At 70.6% G+C, this 25,600-nt stretch carries 23 protein-coding genes; 9 read left to right on the forward strand and 14 right to left on the reverse strand.

Going from position 1 to position 25,600, the window contains the following annotated elements; genetic code table 11:
• Positions 1–79: 79 nt before the first annotated feature.
• The 5 genes from GGQ69_RS11560 to GGQ69_RS11580 form a co-directional block, all read right to left on the reverse strand.
• Entirely contained in the window at positions 80–1,465 is a 1,386-nt protein-coding gene (locus tag GGQ69_RS11560; RefSeq protein WP_183528692.1) for an MFS transporter, read from the reverse strand.
• A gap of 117 nt (positions 1,466–1,582) precedes the next feature.
• Positions 1,583–2,764: an acyl-CoA dehydrogenase family protein gene (locus GGQ69_RS11565; protein WP_183528694.1), complete on the reverse strand. Its 1,182-nt coding sequence runs from the start codon at positions 2,762–2,764 to the stop codon at positions 1,583–1,585.
• Positions 2,761–4,422 carry an AMP-binding protein gene (locus GGQ69_RS11570; RefSeq protein WP_183528696.1) on the reverse strand — a complete coding sequence of 554 codons (1,662 nt, stop codon included), beginning with the start codon at positions 4,420–4,422 and terminating at the stop codon, positions 2,761–2,763. The genes GGQ69_RS11565 and GGQ69_RS11570 overlap by 4 nt, the downstream gene beginning before the upstream one ends.
• 260 nt (positions 4,423–4,682) lie before the next feature.
• Positions 4,683–5,768: an MBL fold metallo-hydrolase gene (locus tag GGQ69_RS11575; protein WP_221243750.1), complete on the reverse strand. Its 1,086-nt coding sequence runs from the start codon at positions 5,766–5,768 to the stop codon at positions 4,683–4,685.
• Between the two features lie 158 nt (positions 5,769–5,926).
• Positions 5,927–6,874 carry a LysR family transcriptional regulator gene (locus GGQ69_RS11580; RefSeq protein WP_183528698.1) on the reverse strand — a complete coding sequence of 316 codons (948 nt, stop codon included), beginning with the start codon at positions 6,872–6,874 and terminating at the stop codon, positions 5,927–5,929.
• Positions 6,875–7,017: 143 nt separating this feature from the next.
• Between GGQ69_RS11580 and GGQ69_RS11585 the strand changes: the two genes are divergently transcribed.
• Positions 7,018–8,403: an aminomethyl transferase family protein gene (locus GGQ69_RS11585; RefSeq protein ID WP_183528700.1), complete on the forward strand. Its 1,386-nt coding sequence runs from the start codon at positions 7,018–7,020 to the stop codon at positions 8,401–8,403.
• Between the two features lie 25 nt (positions 8,404–8,428).
• On the opposite strand, the gene GGQ69_RS11590 is transcribed toward GGQ69_RS11585, so the two are convergent.
• Entirely contained in the window at positions 8,429–9,307 is an 879-nt protein-coding gene (locus GGQ69_RS11590) for an amidohydrolase family protein (RefSeq protein ID WP_298041921.1), read from the reverse strand.
• A 38-nt stretch (positions 9,308–9,345) separates the two neighbouring features.
• Entirely contained in the window at positions 9,346–9,816 is a 471-nt protein-coding gene (locus tag GGQ69_RS11595; RefSeq protein WP_183528702.1) for a MaoC family dehydratase, read from the reverse strand.
• 267 nt (positions 9,817–10,083) lie between these two features.
• Between GGQ69_RS11595 and GGQ69_RS11600 the strand changes: the two genes are divergently transcribed.
• From GGQ69_RS11600 to GGQ69_RS11610, 3 genes are read left to right on the forward strand one after another with little or no spacing between them, the layout of a single operon-like run.
• Positions 10,084–10,569, forward strand: a complete 486-nt coding sequence (locus tag GGQ69_RS11600) for a MarR family winged helix-turn-helix transcriptional regulator (RefSeq protein WP_183528704.1) — start codon at positions 10,084–10,086, stop codon at positions 10,567–10,569.
• Positions 10,570–10,604: 35 nt separating this feature from the next.
• Positions 10,605–11,063 (forward strand): GNAT family N-acetyltransferase, encoded by a 459-nt coding sequence (locus GGQ69_RS11605; RefSeq protein ID WP_183528706.1) that lies wholly within the window; start codon positions 10,605–10,607, stop codon positions 11,061–11,063.
• Between the two features lie 9 nt (positions 11,064–11,072).
• Positions 11,073–12,014, forward strand: coding sequence for a LysR substrate-binding domain-containing protein (locus tag GGQ69_RS11610; protein WP_183528708.1), 942 nt, complete (start codon positions 11,073–11,075; stop codon positions 12,012–12,014).
• 6 nt (positions 12,015–12,020) lie between these two features.
• On the opposite strand, the gene GGQ69_RS11615 is transcribed toward GGQ69_RS11610, so the two are convergent.
• The 3 genes from GGQ69_RS11615 to GGQ69_RS11625 all read right to left on the reverse strand — a co-directional run bounded on the left by GGQ69_RS11615 (position 12,021) and on the right by GGQ69_RS11625 (position 15,460).
• Complete coding sequence (locus GGQ69_RS11615) at positions 12,021–13,358, reverse strand: MFS transporter (protein WP_183528710.1); 1,338 nt, start codon at positions 13,356–13,358, stop codon at positions 12,021–12,023.
• Positions 13,355–14,434, reverse strand: a complete 1,080-nt coding sequence (locus tag GGQ69_RS16890; protein ID WP_183528712.1) for an MBL fold metallo-hydrolase — start codon at positions 14,432–14,434, stop codon at positions 13,355–13,357. Before GGQ69_RS16890 ends, GGQ69_RS11615 begins: the two co-directional genes overlap by 4 nt.
• 153 nt (positions 14,435–14,587) lie before the next feature.
• On the reverse strand, positions 14,588–15,460 hold the full coding sequence (locus GGQ69_RS11625; protein ID WP_183528714.1) for a bile acid:sodium symporter family protein: 873 nt from the start codon (positions 15,458–15,460) through the stop codon (positions 14,588–14,590).
• Positions 15,461–15,560: 100 nt separating this feature from the next.
• Between GGQ69_RS11625 and GGQ69_RS11630 the strand changes: the two genes are divergently transcribed.
• The gene (locus GGQ69_RS11630; RefSeq protein WP_183528716.1) at positions 15,561–16,286 is read left to right on the forward strand and encodes an IclR family transcriptional regulator; all 726 of its coding nucleotides are present in this window, start codon (positions 15,561–15,563) and stop codon (positions 16,284–16,286) included.
• 6 nt (positions 16,287–16,292) lie between these two features.
• On the opposite strand, the gene GGQ69_RS11635 is transcribed toward GGQ69_RS11630, so the two are convergent.
• Positions 16,293–17,291, reverse strand: coding sequence for an MBL fold metallo-hydrolase (locus GGQ69_RS11635; RefSeq protein WP_183528718.1), 999 nt, complete (start codon positions 17,289–17,291; stop codon positions 16,293–16,295).
• A 175-nt stretch (positions 17,292–17,466) separates the two neighbouring features.
• On the opposite strand from GGQ69_RS11635, the gene GGQ69_RS11640 reads away from it, so the two are divergent.
• Entirely contained in the window at positions 17,467–18,846 is a 1,380-nt protein-coding gene (locus tag GGQ69_RS11640) for an MFS transporter (RefSeq protein ID WP_255459683.1), read from the forward strand.
• Positions 18,847–19,143: 297 nt separating this feature from the next.
• Here GGQ69_RS11640 and GGQ69_RS11645 read toward each other — a convergent pair whose 3' ends face one another.
• Positions 19,144–20,520 carry an aldehyde dehydrogenase family protein gene (locus GGQ69_RS11645; protein ID WP_183528720.1) on the reverse strand — a complete coding sequence of 459 codons (1,377 nt, stop codon included), beginning with the start codon at positions 20,518–20,520 and terminating at the stop codon, positions 19,144–19,146.
• A 250-nt stretch (positions 20,521–20,770) separates the two neighbouring features.
• Here GGQ69_RS11645 and GGQ69_RS11650 point away from each other — a divergent pair, with 250 nt between their 5' ends.
• From GGQ69_RS11650 to GGQ69_RS11660, 3 genes are read left to right on the forward strand one after another with little or no spacing between them, the layout of a single operon-like run.
• Positions 20,771–21,559, forward strand: coding sequence for a coniferyl-alcohol dehydrogenase (locus GGQ69_RS11650; protein ID WP_183528722.1), 789 nt, complete (start codon positions 20,771–20,773; stop codon positions 21,557–21,559).
• A gap of 10 nt (positions 21,560–21,569) precedes the next feature.
• Positions 21,570–22,598 carry a PDR/VanB family oxidoreductase gene (locus GGQ69_RS11655; protein WP_183528724.1) on the forward strand — a complete coding sequence of 343 codons (1,029 nt, stop codon included), beginning with the start codon at positions 21,570–21,572 and terminating at the stop codon, positions 22,596–22,598.
• Between the two features lie 22 nt (positions 22,599–22,620).
• On the forward strand, positions 22,621–23,829 hold the full coding sequence (locus GGQ69_RS11660) for a cytochrome P450 (RefSeq protein ID WP_183528726.1): 1,209 nt from the start codon (positions 22,621–22,623) through the stop codon (positions 23,827–23,829).
• A 79-nt stretch (positions 23,830–23,908) separates the two neighbouring features.
• On the opposite strand, the gene GGQ69_RS11665 is transcribed toward GGQ69_RS11660, so the two are convergent.
• The gene (locus GGQ69_RS11665; RefSeq protein WP_183528728.1) at positions 23,909–24,865 is read right to left on the reverse strand and encodes a zinc-binding dehydrogenase; all 957 of its coding nucleotides are present in this window, start codon (positions 24,863–24,865) and stop codon (positions 23,909–23,911) included.
• A 168-nt stretch (positions 24,866–25,033) separates the two neighbouring features.
• Positions 25,034–25,600, reverse strand: a complete 567-nt coding sequence (locus GGQ69_RS11670; RefSeq protein WP_183528730.1) for a hypothetical protein — start codon at positions 25,598–25,600, stop codon at positions 25,034–25,036.

The following is a 25,600-nucleotide window of genomic DNA, read 5'->3' on the forward strand; positions in this document are numbered from 1 at the left end:
CCGGCCGCGCACCGAGGGCGGTCGGGGGCGTGCACGTCACCGGAGCAGGAGCGGATCCCGGTGGGGTCGCACCGCGGCCTCAGGCGGCGTCGTCCGCGTAGTCGCGGTGGGTGCGGTACCGGGTCAGCGCCAGGGTGCACGCCAGCATGACGAGGCAGGCGACGACGACGTATCCGGCCACCGACCAGCTGGTCCCGGTGCGGGCCAGCAGCGTCGTGGCGATCAGGGGTGCGAAACCCCCGCCGACGATGGCACCGAACTGGTAGGCCATGCTGATGCCGGAGTAGCGGACCCGCCCCGGGAACGCCTGCGTGAGGATCGGCGGGACCACGGCCCAGGCGAAGGACGTGGAGGCGTGCGCCAGCAGCGTGGCCAGGGCGGCCAGCCAGATGTTCCCGGTGTTGAACAGGGGGAAGAACAGCAGCGCCCCTGCGATCATGAGGGTGGCCCCCGCCACCGCCATCCTGGTCAGGCCGGTCCGGTCCGCCCGCCGGGCCAGGAGGGGCACCATGACGATCTGCAGGACGCAGCACGCGATGCCGATCCAGAGCAGTGCGGACTGGGAGTAACCGATCTGAGTGGTGCCGTAGGAGAGGGCCCAGGTCAGCACGATGTAGGACAGGATCGAGGGCACGCCGGCCACGAAGACCGTCAGGAGCAGTTGCGGGGTGAAGCCCCTGAAGACCTCCAGGAAGGGCACCTTGGCCGGTTCGTTCTTCACGGACTCCTCGAACAGCGGGCTCTCACCCAGCCGGCGGCGGGCCCAGATCCCCACGACGACCAGCAGGAAGCTGATCACGAAGGCGATCCGCCAGCCCCACTCCAGGAAGGCCGGACCGGTCACGGCCATCAGGATGATGAGCATCAGGTTGGCGAGCATCAGTCCGGCCGGCAGCCCGATGGTCGGGGCGGCACCGTAGAGGGACCGCTTGTTCGCGGGGGCGTGCTCGATGGCCATCGTCACGGCACCACCCCACTCGGCGCCCACGCCGAGGCCCTGGATGAGCCGCAGCAGCGTCAGCAGGATCGGCGCCCAGATGCCGATGGTGGCATAGGTGGGGATCAGGCCGATCAGCACGGTGGCCCCGCCCATCAGGTACAGGGACAGGATCAGCATCCGCTTGCGGCCGATCCGGTCTCCGAAGTGGCCGGCGAGGATGCCGCCGATCGGCCGGGCGATGAAGCCGAATGCGAAGGTCGCGAAGGCTCCGATCTGGCTGGCCGTGGCGTTGTCCGAGGGGAAGAACTGGGGTCCGAAGATCAGTGCGGCGGACGCCGCGTAGAGGAAGAAGTCGTACCACTCGATCGTGGTGCCCAGGAACGTCGCACCGATGACGCGGCGGGCCTCCCGGGCCCTGGCCGGGTCGGTCGCGGATACCGGGGTGCCGGGGGCCCGGGGTATCGGGCCGGCCGCCGTCGGGCTGTCCGGGGATTGCTGACGGGTGTGTTCGGGAAGGTGCGTCATGGAATGCTGCTCCAGTTCATCCGGCCTGCGGCGCAGGGGTGGTGAAGAGGGACTGATGGGTGAGGTGATGAGAGGGGTGAAGGGGGTGGGAAGAGGTGATCGGAACCCTCCTGTCTGCTAGACGAAGGCCCCATGGCCGGTGATGTCCCGTCCGACGATCAGGGTGTTGATCTGGTCCGTGCCCTCGAAGGTGTAGAGGGACTCGGCGTCCGCGTGGAACCGGGCGGCCTGGTGCTCCAGCAGGATGCCGTTGCCGCCCAGCAATTCCCGGCCCAGTGAGGCAGTGTGGCGCATGTGGCGGCACACCCAGGTCTTGGCCAGGGCCGCCTGAGCGTCGCCGACGCCGTCGCCGTCGGCGAGCTGCGCCAGGCGGACCGCGAGCGCCAGGGAGGCGTTGGCGTTGCCGAGCATGGTGACCAGCTGGTCCTGGACCAGCTGGAACGACGCGATCGGCCGGCCGAATTGCTCTCGCTGCCGCGTGTAGTCGAGCACGGTCTCGAAGAGGCCGATCTGCAGGCCGGTGGCGTTCCACACCGCGTCCGGACGCAAAATCCGGAAGGCCCGGTTGAGGTCGGCGAAGGAGTTGATCTCCTGCAGGCGGTGTGAGTCCGGCACCCGGACGCCGTCGAGGGTGATGTCGGCGTTGTCCACCATGCGCAGGGAGGTCTTGCCGCGGATCGTGGTGATGGTCATGCCCGGATCGTCGGTGCGGGCCAGGAAGACCTTGACCTGGTGGTCCTCGGTGTCGCGGGCGGCCACTGCTACGTAGTCGGAGGACGCAGCGTTGCCGATCCAGCGTTTGGCTCCGGTGAGTACCCAGTCGCCACCGTCGCGGCGGGCCTCGGTCTGGACGCCACGGGCGATGTCGGAACCGTGCTCGGGCTCGGTCAGGGCGAAGCACCCGGTCATCCGGAACTCCGCGATGTCCTCGTCCCATGCGGAAAACTGTTCCGGGCTGGCCCCGGCCTGCACCACGGTGCGGAACATGCCGGCCTGGCCGCCGAACAGGATGGCCAGGGACCCGTCGACGCGGGAGAACTCCAGGTTCCGGAACCCGGTGAACAACGGCCGGACGGCCTCCCCGGCGTCGCGGATCTCCGCGGGGTCCACCAGGTCCAGCCTCGCCAGTCGGTCCCGCAGGAACAGCGGCGCCTCGCCCCGTTCCCAGTGGTCGGCCAGGACCGGTGCGGCCTCGGTCAGCAGGAACTCCCGCAACCGCCGCAGCACGGTGCGTTCGGCCCCGCTCAACTGCTCGGCGAACCCGTAGTAATCGGCCGTGCCGAGGAGGCCGGTGCTCATACCGTGCCCGCCCGCTTCGGGCCGGCGTCCGCCACGGCGGTCTTGATCGCCCTCATGTCCAGCTTCCCGCTCGGTCTCCGCTCGAGGGTGTCGCGCAGGACCAGCGTGCGCGGTTTCTTGTATCCGGCCAACCGGGGTGCAACGTGGTCCAACAGGTCCTGTGCGGTAGTGCCCGACCCCGGGGCCACGGCGACGACGGCGGCCACTCGCTCGCCCCAGCGCGGGTCCGGCACCCCGAAGACGACGGCATCGGTCACCGCCGGGTGGTCCAGCAACGCCTCCTCGACCTCACCCGGAAAGACCTTCTCCCCGCCCGTGTTCACCACGGAACTGCCCCGCCCGAGCAACTCGATGAAGCCATGCTCGTCTACCCGGACGTAGTCCCCGGGTGAACAGTGACGGACCCCGTTGATGACCGGGTAGCTCTCCTCCGACTTCCGCGGGTCGTCCAGGTAACCCTTGGGCAGGGCCCCGCGGTAGGCCAGCACGCCGGTCGCACCTGGCACGTCCTGCACCTCGCGCCGCGCCTCGTCCAGCACCACGGCGTCCTCCGCGAGACGGAACCGAGCCGGGAGGTCCTCGGCGCGCGTTGTGGTGGCGATGGCGTAGGGACCCCCTTCCGTGGAGGCGAGGATGTCCACGATCGCCACCTGCCCCAATCGGTGGATCCGGCGCTTGGTCTCGTCACTGAACCGCATCCCCGAACTGATCACGGACGTCAGTCCGGACCGGGCGCCCTGCAAGCGTGTTTCAAGGGCCTCGACGATGGGCACGGCCACGGCGTCCCCGGCTACGATAAGCCGGCTCACCCGTTCGTCGATGATCAGTCGCACCACGTCCTCGGGGACCAGGCTGGGGTCCGGGTTGATGATCACCGTGCCGCCCAGGGCCAGGGTGTTCATGACGCTGAAGAGGGCGGTGGCGTGGATGAACGGCGCCAGCGGCAGGGTGGTCACGGCCGGGCGGTCCGCGGACACCGCCACGGCGACGGCGGCCTCCACGTCCGCGGGATACTCCAGCCCCAGTGGTGCGTAGATCGAGGACTGCTGGATGTGCAGGAGGTCTCCGATCCCCCAGACCACGGCCTTGGGAGTGCCCGTGGTCCCGCCGGTGAAGATGTAGACCTCGGCGTCCCGGCCCGGGTCGGGCAGCGAGGCCGGGACTGCGGCCACCAGGTCCGCATAGGCCAGGCGCGCCACGCGGGGAGGAAGGACCACCGGCTCCCGGACCGGTGCCCCGTCCGCACGTCCGCCACCGGCCACGACCACGAACCGTGGTGAGGCCTCCGTCCCGGCGACCCGCTCCAGTGCGTCCTGGACGACGGCAACGGTGCCCGGGGCGTGGACGAGCGCGGCGGGGCGGGCCACCGCCAGTAATGCGGCCACCTCGGCACCGCGGTAACGGTAGTTGATGGACACGGGAATGGCCTCGAGCTTGAGACAGGCGTAGAAGAGCACGAGGTACTCGACGGTGTTGTGCAGGAAGAACGCCACCCGGTCCCCGGCGCACAGGCCCTGGTCCCGCAGCGCCGTTGCGGCGGCCCCGGCTCGAGCCTCGAACTCCTCGTAGCTGACGGACTGCCCGTCGGACCGCAGCGCGACGAGCTCCGGGCGGCGTCTGGCTATCCGGTTCCAGAGGACTGCGTAGTTGTCGTACATCCGAACGCTCCTGTACCGCGAGGGAGGACGCCGCCCATGTGACGGATCCCACAAGTAGTTTCAGGTGTCCTGAAATAATCGTCAAGGCCCTCGAGCCCTGGCCTGCTTCCAGGAGCGCAGCGCACCGTCAACGCGCAGAGTGGTTCGGCCCTGCGGTCCCTGCGCGCAGGTCCGACCAGCCCCGGGGTACGCACCCGAACGCCAAGGGGGCACATCCGCGGCCCCAGCACTGCCAGCACTGGAAGTGGAAGGTGTGGTCCTCAGAGGCTGAAGATCTGCCGGTCGGCCGCCAGGGTGTACGAGCCGTCGTAGTGCGCGCCGATGCCGGTCAAGTCCGCATGCGAGAACACCCCTGCCACGTGGCTGACCACCACGCTCTTCGCACCGGCCTCGGTGGCGATCCGCCCAATACCCTCTGGGGACGTGTGGCTGGACTCCAGGTGATGCAGGTATTCCTCGGTGAAGCCCCGGTCGCGGTAGTAGTCCATATTGATGACCTCGTGGACCATGATGTCCGCATCACGACTCAGCCGCGCCACGTTGGAGTGCTCGGCGGTGTCCCCGGAGAACGAGATGACCCCGTGGTCGGACTCGAACCGGAATCCGAAAGAAGGAAAGACCGGCAGGTGTTCCACGAGTGTCGCCTGAACTCGAACGCGGTCGTCCTCATAGATGGTGAACGGCTCCATCTCCGGCACAGGATGACGGTCCGGGTCGGCCTTCAGTCCGCGAGGCAGGTCGATGTCCACGCCTTCAAAGAGTTCGTCGAGCGGAATGCGCGCCTCGTCGGTGGTGCGGATATTGATGTCATAGCCATTGGCCTTCAGCAGATGGTCGACGACATCCTTCATGCCGGTCTGGCTCGGTTCGACAACAGGCCGGAACCCTTGGGGCAGGCGGGCTCGGCCGGGCCCCATGATCCCCACCCTCGACGTCACGCCCTGCACCGGGGTGTCCCAGTTGTAGAGCATGTAGGCGCTCAGCTCGGAGACATGGTCCGAGTGCAGGTGGGTGACGAACGCCTGGCGAAGCGTACTGCCGGTCAGCCCGGCCTCGCTGACCTGCCTCGGCATGCCCAAACCGAAGTCCACGAGGTAATGCAGGCCATCCACGATGACAGCGCTCGATATCCCGTGCCGCGACCCGCGGATGGCCGGGCCGGCTGCGGTGCCCAGGGTGACCAGGTGCATTCCCGCCTCCGGGACCTTGCCCGGAGCAGCGAGCACCGGGGTCTCGTCCGCTGACGCGCCACCAGCGGCCAGGAAGGGGGCACCAAGGGCCATCGCTCCCCCAGCACCCAGAATGGCGCGGCGAGACGGTCGAGGGGATCGCGGGGTGGATGCCATGGTTCCTCCAAAGGGTTGAGAGCCAGAACGCCGAGCTGCCTATATTTCAGGCTGGCTGAAACATTCGGCTGCTCACCCACTATGGAGGAGGGGTTCTCCTGAGACAAGGCCCCGGGAGGCTGCGCTCCCCGCCCGAAGACATCAGGGCTCCCCGATACTCACGCGCGGTGATGCGGCCTTCCCACGATGGGGTCACCGTGGATCGCGAAGAACTGCCCCGTGGACCCCTGGATCGCCCTGGCCACCGTGGTGAAGATCCAGTCCAGTGCCGCCGTCTGCTGCGTGGTCGCCCGACGGTAGAGGCGGACGTCCACGGCCGGCATCTCGAAGGGCAGGGGCTGTACGACGATCGGCCACGTGGTCGCCCATCCGGCGGCGATGGTGTCGGGGACGGTCGCGATCAGCCCCCGGTCCCCCGCCAGCAGGGACGGCAGGGAGGTGAAATGGTTCACCGTCACCTGGGGGGTGATGACCGCGCCCAGCCGGCCCAGGGCGGCTGCGAGGTTGGGCAGGCCGGAATCACTCCCCACCGCGACGTGCTCGGCCGAGACGTAGTCCGCCAGGGAGACCGGCGCCATGGCGAGCGGATGGTCCGCGGACATCGCCACCCCGTACGACTGCGACTTCAGGGCCACGTGGTCGAAGCCACCCGGGACCGGGGAGGGCGTCACAGCCAGGTCGACGGTCCCCCGGGAGAGCCATTCCGGCAGCGCCTGGACGTCCATCGCCACGACATCGACGCCAACCCGGGGCGCCCGCGCCCGGACGGCCCGCAGGATGGACGGCGCCCACCCGATCTCCCCGAGTTCGGACATGGCGATGCGGAAACGACGGTCCGTGAGTGCCGGGTCGAAGCCGTGGATCTCGTCCAGGGCACGGTCGACCCCGGACAGCGCCTCACGGAAGGCCGGGAACACGGTGGAGGCCACCGGGGTGGGACGCATGGTCCTGCCGTCCCGCTCGAACAGCGGGTCGTCGAGTTCGCGGCGCAGCCGACCCAGGGCCTGGCTCACCGCCGGCTGGGTCACGAAGAGCCGGCGCGCCGCCGTGGTGAGGCTGCCCGTCTCGTAGACCGCGACGAATACGCGCAACAGGTTCAGGTCCACGCCACGCGCCTCGTGCCACTAAGTCCCGCTGCTCGATTCATAAGCAATCATTATCCCCAACCCCTGGGAACATGCGTCTGGCTACGTAACATGGATCACAGCCCGCCGTGCTCGACCCCTTCACCCGCATTCCAGGAGCAACCATGACCGTTTACGCCCCGCAGGCCGCGACGACCGAATCCGCGGCCCAGGCCATCGCCCGCGTCGGGAGCCCCGTGGAGATGCTGCGCAACGCGCAGTCGCGCCCCACGATCTTCCCCGTCACCCCAGAGTTCAGCAATTGGCGTTCGGAGCAATTGGCCTGGCGCGACTCGGTGGCCCTGCTCGACCAGTCCCACCACATGACCGACCTGTTCATCTCCGGCCCGGATGCACTCAGGCTGCTCAGCGACACCGGCGTGAACAGCTTCGCGACCTTCGGCGTGGACAAGGCCAAGCAGTTCGTCGCCGTCAACCACGAGGGCTACCTCATCGGCGACGCCATCCTGTTCCACCTCGAGGAGGACCGTTTCGACCTCGTGGGCTGGTTCATGGTGCTCGACTGGGTCCAGTACATCGGCGAGACCGGTGACTACGACGTCACGTTCGAGCGCGACGCCAACTCCCTGATGCGCACCCCGGGTCAGGATCCCGCCCTCTACCGCTACGAGGTCCAGGGCCCCCGGGCACTGGACCTGATGGAGAAGGTCACCGGGGCCCCGGTGCCGAAGACCAGGTTCTTCCACATGACCACGTTCACCATCGCCGGCGTCGAGGTCCGCTCGCTGCGCCACGGCATGGCCGGCCAGCCCGGCTTCGAGCTCTTCGGCCCCTGGGCCGAGGGCCAGCGTGTCCGGAAGGCACTGATCGAGGCCGGCGCCGAGTTCGACCTCGTGCCGGTCGGGGCCAAGGCCTACTCCTCGGCCAACCTCGAGTCGGCCTGGGTGCCCTCTCCGCTGCCGGCGATCTTCACGGGCCAGGGCATGGACGCGTACCTCGACTGGCTGCCCGCCGCCCGGACCGGTTCACTCGCCGGAAGCGCTACCTCCGAGGACATCGAGGACTACTACCTCACTCCCTACGATCTCGGTTACGGCCGCAGCGTCGCCTTCGACCACGACTTCATCGGGCGCCGCGCCCTCGAACGCCTGGCGCAGGAACCGCAGCGCACCAAGGTCACGCTGGTGTGGAACCCCGAGGACGTCGCCGCCGCCCAGCGTTCGCTGTACGAACCGGGGACCCCGGCGAAGTACATCGACTTCCCCAAGGCCCGGTACGGCGTCTATCAGGTCGACCGCGTGCTGGCCGGGGGCGCGGACATCGGCATCTCACACGACGCCGGGTACATCACCGGCGAGCAGGTCTTCGTCTCCCTGGCGAGCGTCGAGGCCTCCCACGCCGAGCCCGGGACCGAGGTCAGCGTGATGTGGGGCGAGGAGCCGAACTCCGCCAAGCCGACGGTGGAGCGTCACCGTCAGGTGCAGATCCGCGCCACGGTGTACCCCGCCCCGTACTCGTCCTACGCCCGGGAGGACTACCGCAGGGACTGATCCTCCCCGCTACCGGGGCCTCGTGTCAGTCGAGACCGAGCAGTGCCACCGCGTTGTCCTTGAGGATCTTCCGGGTGGCGCCGTCGGGGATCTGGAGCTCCCGGTAGTCGCGCATCCACCGCTCCGGCGTGATGGCCGGGTAGTCCGACCCGAACAGGACCTTGTCCTGGAGGTACGTCCGGGCCGCGCGCACGAGTTTGGGCTCGAAGTACTTCGGCGACCACCCCGAGAGGTCGATCCACGTGTTGGACTTGTGCGTGGCGATGGCGATCGCCTCGTCCTGCCACGGCACGGAGGGGTGGGCCATGATGATCCTCAGTCCGGGGTGCCGGGCGGCGAGGTCGTCCAGGTGCATGGGGTTGGACAGGGACAGCCGGATGCCGTATCCCCCGGGCATCCCGGCCCCGATGCCCGTCTGTCCGGTGTGGAAGACGCAGGGCACCCCGAGCTCCTCCAGCACGGTGAAGAGCGGGTCGAATTGCGGGTCGCTGGGCAGGAAGTCCTGGACGCTCGGATGGAACTTGAATCCCCGGACGCCAGAGTCCCCGTGCAACCGACGGGCGTCCTCGATGGCCGCCGGCCCGCACCATGGGTCGACGCTGCCGAAGGGGATCAGCACATCGTTGTTCCGGGCGGCCCCCTGCGCGATCTCGGTGCTGCTGTTCGGCATGGTCTTCATGGCCGTGCGGGCGTCCACGGTGAAGACCACCGCCGCCATGGACAGCCCCCGGTAGTAGTCGGCCACCGCGTCCAGGCCCGGACGGTCTCCGTCGCGCTTGAAGTAGGCGTCCATCGCCTCCGTCAGCTCGCCCGGCAGGGCCCCGTGTCCGCAGGCGTCGGCCTCGATATGCACGTGGGTGTCGATGGCGACGATGGACTCCAGGTCGATCCGTGGTTCGTACACGGGGGCCTCCTCGGTTCGGTTGATAACGGTGCGGGAGTTCACGCGTAGTACCGCAGCAGCAGGTCGGCCACGCAGGCAGGTTTCGCCGAACCCTCCACCTCGAACGTGACGCGCACGGTGACCTGCTGTCCGGCAGCGAGGGGGACGGTGCCCAGGACCTCGCCCCGCAGACGGATAGTGCTGCCCACGGGCACCGGAGCCGGGAACCGCAACCGGTCCAGGCCGTAGTTCATGCCGGTGCCCATGTCGGTCACCTCGAATACCTCTGCCATGAGCGGCACCACGAGGCTCAGGGTCAGGTAACCGTGGGCGACCGTGCGCCCGAAGGGGCTCCGCGCCGCTGCCTCCGGGTCGACGTGGATGGGGTTGTGGTCCCGCGACACCTGCGCGTAGGCGTCCACGTCGTCCTGGGTGACCCGGAACCACGAGGATGGGCCGAAGGTGCGACCCACCAGTTCCGGGAGCCCGTCGATCGTTGTCCTGAGCGTGCCGCTCTCGCGTACGTCCATGAGGCCCTCCTACGCTTGACGACCACGGCCGATGGGTAGCGGCCGGCCACGATGCCGACACTGCTCCTAAGTTTCAGGTAACCTGAAATGACTGTCAAGGACGTTCGACTGTGAGGGCCGACTGGAGCGGGGACCCGGAGGACGCGGGGCGGGAGGCCACCGGGATGCCCTAGCGACGCCGGTTGACCGGCGGCAGGCGGCGGTGGCCCGCGTGCTAGGTTGACCCCGAGCGCGGGTGGTTCCCGCCACAACGGACGAGGGAGTGGAATGGACACCGAGCCGGATCAGGAGAGCCACTCACCAGCCACCGCGCCCCCGGGCCTGGTCGAGGGATGGTTCATCTACACCATCAAGCAGCTGGAGTCGGGGTTGCGCGCCCCGCTGGAACAGGCCGCTCAACAGGCCGCCGGACTGACCACCGCCCAGTACACCGCACTGGCCGTCCTGGCCCGCTGGCCGGGGATCACGTCCTCCGAGCTGGCGCGTCGCTCCTTCGTCCGGGCCCAGACGATGGCCGAGACCATGACGCCCCTGCTCGAGGCGGGGTACGTGCGCCGGTCCGAGGATGCCGCCAGCGGCCGCCGCATCCCCCTGTACCTCACGGACGCCGGCCGCGAGGTCCTGGAATCCCTGAGCGGACCGGTGTCCGCGCTCGAGTCCGCCCTGCTGGCGGCGATCCCGCCGGCCGAACGCCAGTCGTTCGCCAGCAACCTCCGGGCCTGCCGCACGGCGCTGGCCGGACTGCCGCGCTGAGCACGGGGCCCGCCGCGCCCGACTACGCTGGCCCCGTGCCCTTCACCCTGGAGACCCGTGAGGCCGGCGGCATCACGGCCGCCGAGCTGTACGCCCTGCTGCGCCTGCGGACCGACGTGTTCGTCGTGGAGCAGGACTGCCCCTACCCCGAGCTCGACGGCCGGGACCTGCACGAGGGCACCCTGCACGCCTGGGCCCACGAGGGCGGCGACGTGCTCGGGACGATCCGCGTCCTGGACGTCCACGGCACCGCCCCGGCCATCGGTCGCGTGGCCACCGCCCCGGCGACGCGGGGCCGCGGCGTCGCCGGCCGGCTGATCCGCCATGGCATCGACCTGTGCCGGCCGGACGCCGTCATCCACCTGCACGCCCAGGCCCACCTGGAGGGCTGGTACGAACGCTTCGGCTTCCGGCGCGCGGGAGATCCCTATGACGAGGACGGGATCCCGCACGTGCCCATGCGGCGCGCCCCCGCCGCGGGCTCCGGAGGATAGGCGGACGCGATGGACCCCTTCCGTTTCACGCTGCGGCAACTGCAGCACTTCCTCGCGGCCACGGACGCGGGGACCGTGACGGCGGCCGCCGAGTCGGTGCACATCTCCCAGGCCGCGATGTCCCAGTCCCTGACCGAACTCGAGCGGGCGGTCGGCCAGCAGCTCATGGTCCGCACCCGCTCGCACGGCATCCAGCTGACCTCGGCCGGGCGCCGCTTCCTGGTGGACGCACGCGAGCTGGTGCGCCGTGCCGCCGACGTCCAGCAGGAGATGGCGGACCGGGCCGGCCAGCTCGTGGGTCCGCTCAGCATCGGGTGCTACACCGCCGTGGCGCCGTTCTGGGTCCCGTTCATCGCCGAGCGGTTCATCGTGCCCCATCCCGAGGTGTCCGTCCAGATCGTGGAGGGCGACGGCCGGGACCTGCAGCGGCAGATGCTGGAGGGACGGTTCGACGCCGTCATCACCCACACCGGGCACCTGATCGACGGCGTGCACCACGAGGTGATCCGCCGGGGTCAGGGGTACGCGCTCGTGCACCCCGGGCACCGCCTGGCGTCCCGGGAGGCGGTGGAGGTCGCCGAGTTCGGTGACGACCCGTTCGTGCTGCTGGACGTGCCCGCGGTCCGGGACAACCAGATCCCCAAGCTGCGCGCCCTCGGCCTGGAGCCGAACATCCGCTGGCGCTCCACGAGCCTCGAGGCGGTCCGCGGGCTCGTCGGGCGCGGGCTGGGGTGGAGCGTCCTCGTGCAGCGTCCGCCCGTGGACATGTCCTATGACGGGTTCCCCATCGTCCCCATCCCCCTGCTGAACTTCGAGCCCAGTGACATCTGCTTCGCCTACGTGCAGGAACGCCGCAGCCGCCGGCTGCGGGAGCTCATCTCGCTGTGCACGGCGGAGGGCGCGCGGCTGGACGAGCAGATGCCGTCCGGCCGCGCGCCCGGGCACGGGTAGGAGCTGTCAGCGCATGTCGCCCTCGAGGTCCGCGTCGCGGCCCTCCTTGACCGCCAGGGTCGCCAGGACGGCCACCAGGTACACGACGATCCACACGGCGCCGATGAGCCACAGCGAGCCGCCGGCGAAGGCGACCAGGCCCGAGGCGATCATCGGGGTGAAGCCGGCGCCCAGGGTCGAGGAGGCCTGGTAGACCAGCGACGAGCCGGTGTACCGGATGCGGGTGGGGAACAGTTCGGCGCAGAAGGCACCGAAGGGACCGAAGATGGTGCCCTGCACGAAGCCCTGGGTCAGGATGAGGGCCAGCAGGAACGCCCAGAGGGTGCCCAGGTCCAGCAGCTGCATGACCGGGAAGGCGGCGGCCGCGCCGATCAGCATCCCGACGATCATCACGGGGCGCCGGCCCACCCGGTCGGACAGCCGGGACGCGAACCACACGACGACGACGGTCGAGGCCGCCCCGAGCGCCTTGACCCAGAGCGTGTGCGTCTGGTCCAGGCCCTCGTTGATGACGTAGGAGATGGCCCAGACGGTCATGAGTCCCTGCACGGTGTAGGAGCTCATCCCGGCGACGATGCCCAGGGTGAGGTTCTTGGGGTACTTCGTGATCACCTCGAGCAGCGGGATCTTGCGCTCCTCGGCCGTGTCCTCGAGCTTGGCGAACAGCGGTGACTCGTGGACCTTGAGGCGCACGACCAGGCCGATCAGGACCAGCACCGCGCTGAGCAGGAACGGGACGCGCCAGCCCCAGCTGATGAACTGGTCGTCCGGGAGCATGGTGAACACGGACATCACCACGGTGGCCAGGATCGCCCCGGCGGGACCGCCCATGTTGGCGAAGCTCGCGGCGAACCCGCGACGCTGGGCCGGGGCGTGCTCCAGGGCGATCAGCATGGCCCCGCCCCACTCCCCGCCGACCGCCAGGCCCTGGATGACCCGGAAGACGGCGAGCAGGATCGGCGCGGCGATGCCGATCATGGCCGTCGGCGGCAGCAGGCCGATGGCCACGGTCGTGGCGCCCATGAGCATCATCGAGGTCACGAGCACGCCCTTGCGGCCGAGCCGGTCGCCGAAGTGGCCGAAGACGACGCCGCCGAGGGGACGGGCGATGTAGCCGACCGCGAGGATCGTGAAGGAGACGAACAGGCCGAGTCCGGGATCGATGCCGGCGAAGAAGACCTGGCTGAAGACGATCGAGGCCGCGGTGGCGAAGAGGATGAAGTCGTAGAACTCGATCATCGACCCCAGGAAGCTCGAGGCGAGGATGCGGCGCATCATCGTCGTGTTGAGCGAGGTCGAGATCTCCATGGCCTCCGGGCCGGGCGTCGTTGCAGTGTGCGTCATCGCAGGGCACCTACCTTCAGGGCAGCAGTATGGGCGTCCGCAGTCGTGCGGGCAAAGGGGATGGTGGCCAGGTCCTCGGGGACGAAGAACTCGCCGGAGAACTCCGAGGCCAGGTCCCGCCACCGCTGTTCCGGCGTGTGGCCCGGGACGAGGTGGTGCAGGGCCAGGCGGGCGGCGCCGGCCCGTTCGGCGAGCTCGACGGCCTGTTCGGGGCTCGTGTGGGACTTGCGGTGGTGGTCGATCGAGGCGCGGTCGGCCTCGGTGGGGCTGCCGCCGTACCGGGCCTCGACCCAGTCGAAGTCGATGGCCTCGTGGAGCAGCAGGTCGGTGTCCCGGGCGAGGGTGACGAGGTTGTCGGTGGCCGTGGTGTCACCGGAGATCGTCACCGAGCCCGCCACGGTGTCGAAGCGGAAGGCGAAGGCCGGGGCGACCGGCGGGTGCTCGACGAGGATGGCCGTGACCGTCACCAGCTCGTCGCGGTAGACCTCGAAGGGGGCCATGCCCGCGGGGGTGGGGTTGGCGTTGGGGTGGTATCCGATGCCCTCGGGGATGGCGATATCGGTGGCGGTGAAGCAGTCGAACGGCGAGGGACGCAGCGCGTCGAGCACCCGGTCGTTGACGTCGGTGGCGTAGGCCTGCACGAGCGAGTCCACCATGCCGCGGATGCCCGGCGTCGGGTTCTGCGGGAACACCGGCTGAGGGGCGACGTCGGCCCGCGGCGAGACCGGGGGCAGCGCACCGCGGTCGCCGGGGCCGATGATCCTGATCGGGTCGAGGGCCGCGAGGTCCCGTTCGTACAGGCCCATGAGCAGGAGGCTGGCGAGATCGACCGTGTGGTCCGAGTGCAGGTGGGTCACGAACACCGCGCGCATGCCGTCGAAGGACAGGCCGGCCTTCTCGAGCTGCCGTCCGGCACCCAGCCCCACGTCCACCAGGTAGTACGCGTCCCCCACCACCACGGCGGTGGCGATGCCATGCCGATGGCGGCCTTCCTGCGAGGCCCACCAGCGTGGGCCGCCGGCGGTGCCGAGGGTGACGATGCGCGGCGCGAGGCCGTTCTCCGGTGCTGGCTGCACGGGTACTCCTTGAGGACAGCGGATGGGGATGCCGCGTCAGCGCGGCGTGATGTAGACCACTGTGTCCCCGATCGCTGATGAAGTAAAACTGAATCATTCAATAACTCTCATAGGATGAACCTATGAAGTCCCGACACCTTGTGACAGCGCAGGTCAGACTGTAGCCACCGGGGCACGGCCACCGCGCCCGGCCCGGCCCGTGAGCCAGGTCAGCGGGAGCAGGAGGATGAGGGCCAGGAATCCGGCCAGCACGACGGTGACCACCGCGGCGGAGTCCCCGAAGTTCGCCACGGCCACCAGCGTGGCCACGCCCATGTTGCGCTGGGAGGCGGAGATGCCCACGATCGGGCCAACCCCGGGCTTGATGGCCCCCAGCGCCCACCCGGCCGCGAGGTTGGCCAGGGTGAACAGCACGATCGCCAGGACGGTCCCGGTCCCGATGAGCCCGGCCAGTTCCCGGTGGCCGGCGAGGAACTGGTTGGCGAGCATCACGAGCATGGACCAGAAGCTCAGGCGCTGGACCGGCCCCTGCAACCGCGCCGCCAGTCCTGGACTGAGCTGGCGCACGGCGATGGACGCGCCGAGGGGCAGCAGCATCGTGGGCAGCAGGACCGCGGCGATGCTGGCCGGCGAGACCTCCGCCCCCGGCAGCAGCATCGGCAGCACCACGGGCATGAACAGCGTGGTGGCCACGAGCATGACGGCCAGCAGCGCGGAGGCGGAGGGCATGTCCCCCCGGGCCAGCCGGGTCAGCTTCAGCGCGAAGGGAGCGCCGGCCGCGCAGGCCAGGACCATCAGCCCCATGCGGGCGTCCGCGGGGATGGGCAGGACGGCGGTCAGCACCAGGGCCAGGGCCGGGGCGATGAGGAAGTTGGCCACGGCGCCGGAGACCAGGAGCCGGCCGCTGCGCAGCGGGGCGATGAACTGGCGCACGGTCTGGCCGAGCCCGACGGCGGCCATGCTGGTGACGGCGAACAGGGGGACCGACACGGCGCCCACGAGGTCACTGATCGCCTGAAGGTCCATAGGGTCATTCTGGCCACCGGGGCCCGTAGACTATCCCCAGTTTTCCATCCAGTGATAAGGCGGGTCCGTGGCCGGCAACGCACACGCTCCAGGACGCTCCGTGACCTCGCGGGCGCTCGAGGTGCTGGGCTCCTTCGACGCCCAGCACGTCCGCCAGAACCTGTCCCAGATCTCCCGCCGTACCGGCATGCCCGTGGCCACCTGCTACCGGCTGCTGCGGGACCTGGCCGAGTGGGGGGCCCTCAGCCGCGGCGAGGACGGCTCCTACGCGGTGGGGCCGCGCATCGCGCAGCTGGGCCTGCTCGCCCCGCTGGAGCGCGGGCTGCGCCAGACGGCCGCGCCCTACATGCAGGACGTCCTCTTCGCCACCCGGCAGATCGTGAACCTGTTCATCCTCGACGGCACCGAGGCCCTGTTGCTGGACCGGATCGCCGGCACTCGCGTCGGCGCCCCGATCGCGCGCCCCGGGGACCGGTTGCCCCTGCACACCAGCGCCGGCGGGAAGGTGCTGCTGGCGCACGGTCCCGCCGAGGTGGTCGAGGCCGCCGCCGCGCGGTTGACCCCGGAGACCCGCAAGAGCATCGCCGACCGGCCCCGCCTGGACGAGGAGCTGGAGCGGGTGCGCGAGCGCGGGTACGCCACCACGGAGGGGGAGCACTCCTCCGGGGCCTACGGCCTGGCGGTGCCGGTCCGCGGGATGGAGGGCGAGGTGATCGCCGCGCTGGGGATCGTCAACCTGTCCCGTATCACGGACTTCCAGCGGATCGTGCCCGCCCTGCAGGTGGCCTCCGCGGCGATCACCCGGTCCCTGAACCGGTCGGTCTAGGACGGCTCAGGTGGACGTGCCCACACCCGCTCCCGCCAGGGTCCCGCTGCCGACGACCTCGAAGACCGTGCCCGGCCGGGCCACGGTGACCGGCCCGTCGTACTCGGTCCGCACGCCCGCCGTCCACTGCTCGTCCGTGGCGACGCCGGCCAGGTGGGAGAGCACCACGCGCCCCGCCCGGGCCGCGGTGGCCACCCGGCCGACCCCCTCCGGGGTGGTGTGGGCGATGAGCTGGTGATTGAGGAACTCCGGGCCGAAGTCCCGTGCGCGGTAGAAGTCGAGGTAGACGCTCTCGTGGATGAGCAGGTCCGTGCCGGCGGCGAGCCGGACCATGTTCTGGGACTCGGTCGTGTCCCCGGAGACCACCACGGATCCGTAGGCGGTGTCGAAGCGGAACGCGTAGGCCGGGAAGATCGGCGGGTGCTCCACCAGGATCGCGCTGACGCGCACCCGCTCGTCCGCGTAGACGAGGAAGGGCTCCATGGCCGGCGTCGACTCCCCCGTGGCGCCGGCGGCGGAGCCCGGCAGGCGGATCTCCTCCACGGTGACGAGGTCGTACAGCGGCGGGCGGCCCTCGTCGACGATGCGCACGTCGATGTCGTAGGAGTAACCGCGCAGCACGTGGTCGACCAGCCCGGCCAGGCCCACGGCGCCCGCCTCCGGGTCCGCCGAACCGGGCCCGAGGATCTTCACGGGCTCGGTGAAGCCCTGCACGGGCTGGCCCCAGTTCCACAGCAGGTAGGCGGGCAGCTCGGCCACGTGGTCGGAGTGCAGGTGGGTCACGAAGCAGGCCCGCAGGTTCTCCCCGCGCAGTCCGGCCTCGTGGGAGGCCCGGGTGATCCCCAGGCCGAAGTCCACCAGGTAGTGGACCCCGTCCACGATGATCGCCGTGGCGATGCCGGCGCATTCGGAGCGGATCGCCGGTCCGGCCGCCGTGCCCAGGGTGACGACCTTCAGCCCGGTCCGGTCCTGGTCGGGGTGCGCGGTGCTGCGGTGGTCGTCCATGTGGGGGCCTTCCGTGGTTCCAGTGGTTTCCCCCACTGTGCCCGACCATCCGCCTCCCCCTCAGGCCCACTTCTCACTGGACGAAAAGCCACCTATGTGCCCCAGTTCACACGCTCCTAGATTCGCCTGCAGACGTTCCTCACCGACCCCCACGGTCCCCTCACAGGAGAATCCGATGACCCTCACCCAAGCGCCCACGGCGCAGACCCGCTTGCCGAGCGCCCCGCCCTTCGACAGCGGCGACCCCCGGTACTGGTCCCCCCGCAAGCGCACCCGGTACGCGTGGATGCTGACCGGGCTGCTGCTGTTCCTGATGATGCTGAGCTGGGCGGACAAGGCCGTGCTGGGCATCGCCGCCGTGCCGCTGATGGAGGAACTGGACATCACCCCGGAGCAGTTCGGCCTGGTCTCCAGCGCCATGTTCCTGACCTTCGGGCTGGCCCAGCTCGTGGCGGCCCCCCTGGCCAACAGGATCAAGGCCAAGACCCTGCTGCTGGTGATGTGCCTGATCTGGTCCCTGTCCGTGATGCCCGTGGTCGTCTTCGCCACGCTGCCCGCCCTGTGGATCAGCCGGCTGGCCCTGGGCGCCGGCGAGGGCCCGCTCGCACCGGTGCTGATGCACGCCATCTACAAGTGGTTCCCCTCCAAGAAGGGCGCCACCCCCGCCGCGGTGGCCTCCTCGGGCGTGACGCTCGGCATCGTGGCCTTCGCGCCCGTCCTGGCCTGGGTGGTCACCCAGCACGGCTGGCGCACCGCCTTCGTGGCGCTGGCCGTGGTCGGCGTGGCCTGGTGCGCCGTCTGGATGTGGCTGGGCAAGGAGGGACCGTACACGTCCCTGGCCGTGGAACGGGAGATCGAGGGCACCGCGGTGCAGGCCCCGCTGCCCGAGGCCCCGCGCGTGAGCGAGGAGAAGGTCCCGTTCTTCAAGACCATCGCCAATCCCACGTGGCTGTTCGCGGTCCTGGCGTCCTTCTTCGGCTACTGGACCTTCACCCTGGCCATGTCCTGGGGCCCGGCCTACTTCCAGAACGTCATGGGCTTCTCCGGCCAGCAGGCCGGTGCGCTGATCGCCCTGCCCGCCGCCTGGGGCGTCGTGGCGACGATCGGGCTCAACGCGATGATCCAGCGCCTGGACCAGCGGGGCGTGCCGAGCCGGCGCTCCCGCGGCTGGACCCTGGGCCTGGCCGGCACCGCGGCCGGACTGTCCCTGCTCACCTCCACCCTCGTCGCCTCCCCGGTGCTGGCCCTGGCCCTGATGAGCTTCGGCTTCGGCACCGCCCCGGCGCTGTTCGCCATCACCTACCTGATCGTCGGTGAGCTGACCACGATCTCCCAGCGCGGGGCCCACCTGAACGTGGCCAACGCGGTGCTGACGACCGGCGGCGTCTTCGCCCCGGCCATCGGCGGCTTCCTCATCGGTCGGGCCGTGACGCCGGCCGACGGCTACCAGCTGGCCTTCCAGGTCACCGCGGTGCTGCTGACGGCCTTCGGTCTGCTGGCCCTGGTCTTCGTCAACCAGCAGCGCCAGCGCCGCAAGCTCGGCATCGAGGCCTGAGCCCGCCCGACGACGGCCAGGCCGCGTCGCAGGGCACCGCGTGCCAGAACGCCCGGTGGGGATCTCCCCGCCGGGCGTTCCGCGTGGGCGGCCCGCCGGAGCGGCCTGCGTGGGCGGCCCCTGTACCACCGGGGCGCCGAGGGTCGAGGGCCGAGGCGTCCGCCGCTGGCCCGGCACGCAGGGACGGACGGCACGCAGCACAGTGGCCCCGCACCGTTGGGTGCGGGGCCACTGTGCTGCGTCTGGGGACCGACGCGCGGTCCGCGAGCCGGCCGTGCGGCTCGCGGACCGTGGGGCTCAGTCCGTGTGGGACCGGGCGTTGACGGTGCGCGGCTCGAGGTACTCCGCCAGGCCCCAGCGGCCGCGCTCGCGGCCCAGGCCCGAGCCCTTCCAGCCGCCGAAGGGCGCGTCCAGCTCGACGACGGTGTGCTGGTTGATCCACGCGGTGCCGACCTCGAGGCGGGAGGCCACCGCGTGGGCCCGGTCCAGGTCCGGGGACCAGACCGAGGCCCCCAGGCCGAACTCCTGGGCGTTGAGTCCCTCGATCGTGGCGTCCAGGTCGTCATAGGCGACAACGGGCAGCGCGGCGCCGAACTGCTCGCAGGAGACCAGCTCCGAGGACGCCGGGGCGTCGGCCACGATCGTCGGCTCCAGGAAGTACCCGGGGAGGGTCGTCCCGTGCCGGCCGCCGTGGGCGATCCGCCCGCCCTGGGCGACGGCCTGGTCGACGTAGTCGTTCACCAGACGCTGCTGGGCCTCGGTGTGCATCGGGCCCATGGTGGTGCCCTCGGCCACGCCGTGGCCCACGCGCAGCGCGGAGGCCGCGGCCACGAGCGCCTCGGTCAGCTCCGCGCTCTGCGCACGCGGGACGTAGACCCGCTTGACGGCCATGCAGACCTGTCCTGCGTTGCGGAAGGCCGAGGCCACGATCCGCCGGGCGGTGACCTGCAGGTCGGCGTCCGGCAGGACGATGGCCGGGTCGTTGCCGCCCAGCTCCAGGGTCACCTTCTTCACCGTGGGGGCGGCCTGCGCCATGATCGCGGCCCCGATCTCGGTGGACCCGGTGAAGGAGATCTTCCGGACGCCCGGCATCTCGGACAGCGCCCGGGACAGGACGCCGCGGCCGGTGACCACCTGCAGCACGTGTGCCGGCAGGAAGCGGTTGAGCACCTCGGCCAGGGCCAGGGTGGACATCGGGGTCGACGGCGAGGGCTTGGCGATCACGGTGCACCCGGTCACCAGGGCCGGGGCCAGCTTCACGGCCAGCAGGGAGATGGGGAAGTTCCACGGGGTGATGGCCCCGACGAGCCCGACGGGGGCGTACTGGACCTGCACCTGGCGCCCGTCCCGCGGGGGCAGCGTCTCGGACAGGTCCCAGTCCAGGTCCGCGTAGTGCCGGAACAGCCCGGCGGCCACCCGGAACTCCTGGGTGGCCTCGGTCCACACCTTGCCCTGCTCCAGGGACAGGACGCGCCCGAGGTCCTCGGCCTCCGCGGCGATGGCGTCGGCGGCGGCCCGCAGGGCCGAGCGCCGGGCCTCGCGGTCCGCGGCCCACGCGCGGGAGGCCTGCCGCGCGGCGGAGATGGCGCGCTCGACGTCCTCGGGCTGGTGGAGCGGAACGTCGCCGACCGGCTCCAGGGTGGCGGGGTCGATCACTGCATAGGTCGCGGTCACGCGTCCTCCTCGGTTCAACGGCTGAAGCACCCACCGGCCGGCGGGCGCGCTTCCTGGGGTCCAGCTTGCGCGCTCGGCTGTGAGCCACCCCACGTGTCTTTTCGTCCAGTAAAAAGTTGGGCTGATGTCCGCGTGCTTAACGCCACATAGTGGGTGGAAACACCGTCACCAGGCATCATCATCCTGTCGCATCCCGCACTCCGGGGCGTCTCGGGAAGGATCGGATGCGGACCACCGGAAGGACATACCCATGAATCTCGATGGGAAGACCCTCGTCGTCACCGGCGTCGCCTCGGGCATCGGCGCCGCCACGGCGTCCCTGCTGCAGCAGAACGGGGCCACCGTGATCGGCGTGGACCGCAATGTCCCCGCCGAGTTCAGCGGCACCTTCATCCAGGGCGACCTCTCCACGCCCGAGGGCGTGGCCGCCGTCGCCGACCGGGTCCCGGAGGGGGTGGCCGGGCTGCTCAACATCGCCGGGGTGCCCGGGACCGCGCCGTGGCAGACGGTGCTGGCCGTCAACGTGTTCGGCGTGCGCGACCTGACCCGCCTGCTCGCGCCGAAGATCGCCGACGGCGGCGCCGTCGTCAACCTGGCCTCGAACGTGGCCGCCGGCTGGGCCGCCCGCCAGCTCGAGGTCGCCCGCTTCGTCCAGGCCGCGGACGCCGCGGAGGCGCTGGCCGCCGTCGCCGGGGATCCGGAGGTCACCGGGAACTCCTACCGCTTCTCCAAGGAGTGCGTGCGCTGGCTGACCCAGGTGCAGGCCTCGGAGCACCTGGGCCGGGTGCGGGTGAACTCGGTCAGCCCCGGACCGGTGCAGACCCCCATCCTGGAGGACTTCAAGAAGGACCACGGCCGCGAGAAGGTGGAGGGCGCGGTGGCCCTGCTCGGCCGGGCCGGCCAGCCGCAGGACATCGCCGAGGTGATCGCGTTCCTGCTCAGCCCGCAGGCGTCCTGGATCAACGGCACCGACCTGTGCGTGGACGGCGGGCTGTCCGCCCACCGCACCGTCACCACCCTGGCCTCCGCGGCCGTCTGAAGGAGGCATCATGCAGAGCATCCCTGACACCGGTTCCAGCACCGCCGCCACGGCCGTGGCCCCTGGGCCGGAGCACGCCGGCCGCTTCGGGCACGACCTCGAGGAGGTCGTGGTCGAGCGGCTCGAGACCCTCGCCGAGGGGGTCCGCCGCCTCACGCTGCGCACCCTCGACGGCTCGGAGTTCGCACGCTGGGAGCCCGGCTCCCACATCGACCTGGTGCTGCCGGACCACGTGCGCCAGTACTCCCTGTGCTCACCGCTGGCCGACCGCAGCCGCATCCAGGTCTCGGTGCTGCACACCCGGGACTCCCGCGGCGGCTCCGAGTACGTCCACCGGTCCCTGGCCGAGGGCGACGTGATCCGGATCAACGGACCGCGCAACAACTTCCCCTTCGTGGACTCCCGGAAGTACCTGTTCATCGCCGGGGGCATCGGCATCACTCCCATCCTGCCGATGATCGAGGCCGCCGAGGCCGCCGGGCGCGAATGGCGCCTGGCCTACGGCGGGCGCTCCCGCGCGTCGATGGCGTTCGCGGACGAACTCATCGAGCGGTACGGCGAGCGGATCCTGCTCTTCCCCGAGGACGAGGTCGGTCGGATCGACCTCGAGGGCCTGCTGGCCCTGCCGCGGGCCAAGATGCTCGTGTACGCGTGCGGCCCGGAGCCGCTGCTGCGCGTCATCGAGGACTACTGCATGGGCTGGCCCCCCGGGGTCCTGCACACGGAGCGGTTCGTGGCCGCGAGCCTGGACGCCGGCGCGAGCGCCGAGCCCTTCGAGGTCGAGCTGACCCAGACGGGCAAGACCGTCACCGTGGCCCCGGACCAGACCATCCTGGAGGCCGTGGAGGAGCACGGCGTCCGGGTCCTGTCCTCCTGCCGCGGCGGGATCTGCGGCACCTGCGAGACCCACGTGGTCAGCGGGGAGGTCGAACACCGCGACGCCATCCTCAGCGAGGACGAGAAGCGGTTCGGCGACTGCATGATGGTCTGCGTCTCCCGCGCGGCCGCCGGTTGCCCCAAGCTCGTCCTCGACCTCTGACCCGACGCCACCAGGAGAATCCATGACCGTCACGATGTCCCCCACCAGCGTCGTCTCCCTGCCGGACGACCCCTTCACGATCGAGAACATCTCGAACCCCTACCCGCTGCACGAGAAGCTGCGCGAGGCCGGACCGGTGGTCTGGCTGGAGAAGCACGGCTGCTACGCCGTCACCCGCTACGAGTGGGTCTACGAGATCCTCACCGACTTCGAGTCGTACTGCTCCAGCGGCGGCCTGGGCCCCAAGGACATCCGCAAGGAGGCCGAGTGGCGCCCGCCGTCGATCCTGGAGTCCGACCCGCCCACGCACACCGTCATGCGCCGCGGCCTGGCCGGGGTCATCTCCCCCTCGACCATGCGCCGACTGCGCGAGCAGTTCGCGCCGTTCGCCGAGGAGCTCGCCGAGGAGGTGGCCCGTCGCGGTGACGTGGACGGCATCGTGGACATCGCCGAGCGCTACCCGCTGAAGGTGTTCCCGGACGCCGTGGGCCTGCGCCCGGACGGACGCGAGAACCTGCTGCCGTACGGCTCGATGGTCTTCAACGCCTTCGGGGCGGACAACGACATCCGCGCCGCGGCCTTCGAGGAGGGCGAGCGCGTGGCCGCCTGGGTCATGGACAGCTGCGAGCGGAAGAACCTGACCGAGACCGGGCTCGGGGCGGACATCTGGACGGTCGCCGACGAGGGGCGGATCGAGCCCCAGCAGGCCACCCTCCTGGTCCGGGCCCTGCTCTCCGCCGGCGTGGACACCACCATCTTCGGCATCGGCAACACCCTCTACAACCTGGCCAAGTACCCCGAGCAGTGGGAGAAGCTCAAGGCCAAGCCACAGCTGGCCAAGTTCGCCGTGGACGAGGCGCTGCGCGTGGAGTCGCCCTTCCAGATGTTCCACCGCACCAGCACCGTGGACACCGAGATCGGTGGGGTGCACATCCCGGCGGACTCCAAGATCCTGCTGTTCATGGGGGCCGCGAACCGGGACCCGCGCAAGTGGGGCGAGGACGCCGACGTGTTCGACCTGGACCGCAACGCCTCCGGCCACGTGGCCTTCGGCATGGGCCTGCACCAGTGCGTGGGGCAGCCGATCGCGCGCACCGAGATCGAGCTCATGCTGCAGGCGCTGGCCACGCGGGTGGACCGGATCGAGCTGACCGGTGAGGTCACCCCGTGGATCCACAACGTGCTGCGCGGCTTCGCCCGGATGCCGTTGCGGTTGGTGCCGAACAGCTGACACCCGGCGTCGCCCGGCGAGAAGGCCGCACTCCCCCACGGGCGTGCGGCCTTCTCCGTGCTACCTCACTCGCACATCCTCACTCGTACATCGCGATGAACCGGCCGATCACGCCGCCGGTGCGCAGCTTGTCGATCGCCTCCGGGATCTCGGCGTGGGAGATGTGGTTGATCGGCGGGGTGAGCTGGCCGGAGCGCATCAGCTCGTAGATGCCCGCCAGGTCCTCCTTGGTGCCGGACTTCGAGCCCTTGATGCTCAACTGGTTGACGATCAGCGGATAGGTGTTGATCGTCGACTCCAGCCGGCCCATGCCGACCTGCACGAGCGTGCCGAACTCCGCCAGCGTCTCGAGCGCGGCAGAGGTGGTGGTGCCGAAGCCGGCGTAGTCCACGATCAGCTCCAGGCCCTGGTCCTTGAAGGCGTCGATCGAGTCGGCCACCCCGGCCAGTCCGATCTCGTCGGCCAGCTTCTGCGTCTCGGGGTTGATCTCGGCGCCGTAGACCTCCGCGCCCGTCAGCGCGGCCACCCGGGCGCCGATGTAACCCAGCCCGCCCAGGCCGATCACGCCGACCTTCATGCCCTTCCTCGCCCCGCCCACCGTCATGATCGCGTGGTAGGAGGTCAGGCCGGCGTCGGTGGCCATGGCCCCGAGGTCGAAAGGGACCTCGTCCGGCAGGGCGACGAGATTGTCGTCCGTGGCGCGCAGCTTGGGGGCGAAGCCGCCGTCCCACTTGCCGTAGCCGAGCGCGTCTCCGTCGGACATCACCGGGGCCAGGCCCACGCGGTCCCCGACCTTCCAGTGCTCCATGCCCTCGCCGACCTGGCTGATCACGCCGGCCGACTCGTGGCCCATGGTGCGCGGCAGGCCGTGCGGGAACAGCGCCATCCAGCCGGGATCGTCGATGGTGGTGACGTCCGAGTGGCACACGCCGGAGGCCTTGACGTCCACGACCACCTCACCGGGGCCGGCGGTCGGCTCCGAGACCTCGTTGAACTCCAACGGCTCGTCCGTTCCCACGAATTGCCAGGCCTTCATGCCATCAACCTCTCTCCACACTGAACTGCGGGGCGATGTCCGTCCCGGCGTCGCCCTCGACGGCGGCGCACACGGCCAGCGTAGACCCGGGTGAGGTGGCGATTCCGGGGGCTCCGCTACCGGCGCAACCCCGCCCCGCTCCTCGCTCCGGTCATCCCGGGACGAGGGTCAGGGCGCGGGGACGACCTCGGCCAGGCTGCCGGCACCCTCCCCGGCCGGGGCCTCCAGGTGCAGCTGCACGCGCTCGCCGCCCTCGGCGGTGAACGCCGTGTTGACCACGTCCCGCCCGCACCGCAGCCGACTGGCGGAGACCTCGAGGCCGTCCACCGTCAGCCGGTAGCGCATCCAGTCGTGGCCGGCGCAGGCGGCGTGGACCACGTAGGTCACCCCGGCCGCGGCCGGGGTGAGCGTGGCGGCGACGACGCGGTGTTCGGAGCCCTCGGCGACGGCGATGGCGTCCTGGCGCCGCTCACTGACGGTGAACTCCTCCCCCGCGGCGTTCGAGGTCCCATCAACCGCCGGGTGGGGGGTGGCCTGCCCGCTCGCGACGGGGGTGGCCGGGGTGGCGGCCTCGCCGGGATGGGTGGGCGTCGCGGCCTGCGGCGAGGCCACGGAGCAGGCGACCAGCAGGGCGCCGGCCGCGGCCAGGCCCAGGATCGTGGACAGCGCGCGCACCCGGTCACGCCGCAGTCCGGGAGTCAGTCCGCCTGCACCCGCGCCCGGGCCCGCGTCCAT

The sequence above is a fragment of the Micrococcus sp. TA1 genome, from assembly GCF_014199555.1.
Lineage (GTDB): Bacteria > Actinomycetota > Actinomycetes > Actinomycetales > Micrococcaceae > Citricoccus.

Coding starts and splice junctions, on each gene's coding strand:
- GGQ69_RS11560 (WP_183528692.1), bottom strand. CDS start 1,465: ATGACGCACCTTCCCGAACACACCCGTCAGCAATCCCCGGACAGCCCG.
- GGQ69_RS11565 (WP_183528694.1), bottom strand. CDS start 2,764: ATGAGCACCGGCCTCCTCGGCACGGCCGATTACTACGGGTTCGCCGAG.
- GGQ69_RS11570 (WP_183528696.1), bottom strand. CDS start 4,422: ATGTACGACAACTACGCAGTCCTCTGGAACCGGATAGCCAGACGCCGC.
- GGQ69_RS11575 (WP_221243750.1), bottom strand. CDS start 5,768: ATGGCATCCACCCCGCGATCCCCTCGACCGTCTCGCCGCGCCATTCTG.
- GGQ69_RS11585 (WP_183528700.1), top strand. CDS start 7,018: ATGACCGTTTACGCCCCGCAGGCCGCGACGACCGAATCCGCGGCCCAG.
- GGQ69_RS11595 (WP_183528702.1), bottom strand. CDS start 9,816: ATGGACGTACGCGAGAGCGGCACGCTCAGGACAACGATCGACGGGCTC.
- GGQ69_RS11600 (WP_183528704.1), top strand. CDS start 10,084: ATGGACACCGAGCCGGATCAGGAGAGCCACTCACCAGCCACCGCGCCC.
- GGQ69_RS11610 (WP_183528708.1), top strand. CDS start 11,073: ATGGACCCCTTCCGTTTCACGCTGCGGCAACTGCAGCACTTCCTCGCG.
- GGQ69_RS11615 (WP_183528710.1), bottom strand. CDS start 13,358: ATGACGCACACTGCAACGACGCCCGGCCCGGAGGCCATGGAGATCTCG.
- GGQ69_RS11625 (WP_183528714.1), bottom strand. CDS start 15,460: ATGGACCTTCAGGCGATCAGTGACCTCGTGGGCGCCGTGTCGGTCCCC.
- GGQ69_RS11635 (WP_183528718.1), bottom strand. CDS start 17,291: ATGGACGACCACCGCAGCACCGCGCACCCCGACCAGGACCGGACCGGG.
- GGQ69_RS11640 (WP_255459683.1), top strand. CDS start 17,467: ATGACCCTCACCCAAGCGCCCACGGCGCAGACCCGCTTGCCGAGCGCC.
- GGQ69_RS11650 (WP_183528722.1), top strand. CDS start 20,771: ATGAATCTCGATGGGAAGACCCTCGTCGTCACCGGCGTCGCCTCGGGC.
- GGQ69_RS11655 (WP_183528724.1), top strand. CDS start 21,570: ATGCAGAGCATCCCTGACACCGGTTCCAGCACCGCCGCCACGGCCGTG.
- GGQ69_RS11660 (WP_183528726.1), top strand. CDS start 22,621: ATGACCGTCACGATGTCCCCCACCAGCGTCGTCTCCCTGCCGGACGAC.
- GGQ69_RS11665 (WP_183528728.1), bottom strand. CDS start 24,865: ATGAAGGCCTGGCAATTCGTGGGAACGGACGAGCCGTTGGAGTTCAAC.
- GGQ69_RS11670 (WP_183528730.1), bottom strand. CDS start 25,600: ATGGACGCGGGCCCGGGCGCGGGTGCAGGCGGACTGACTCCCGGACTG.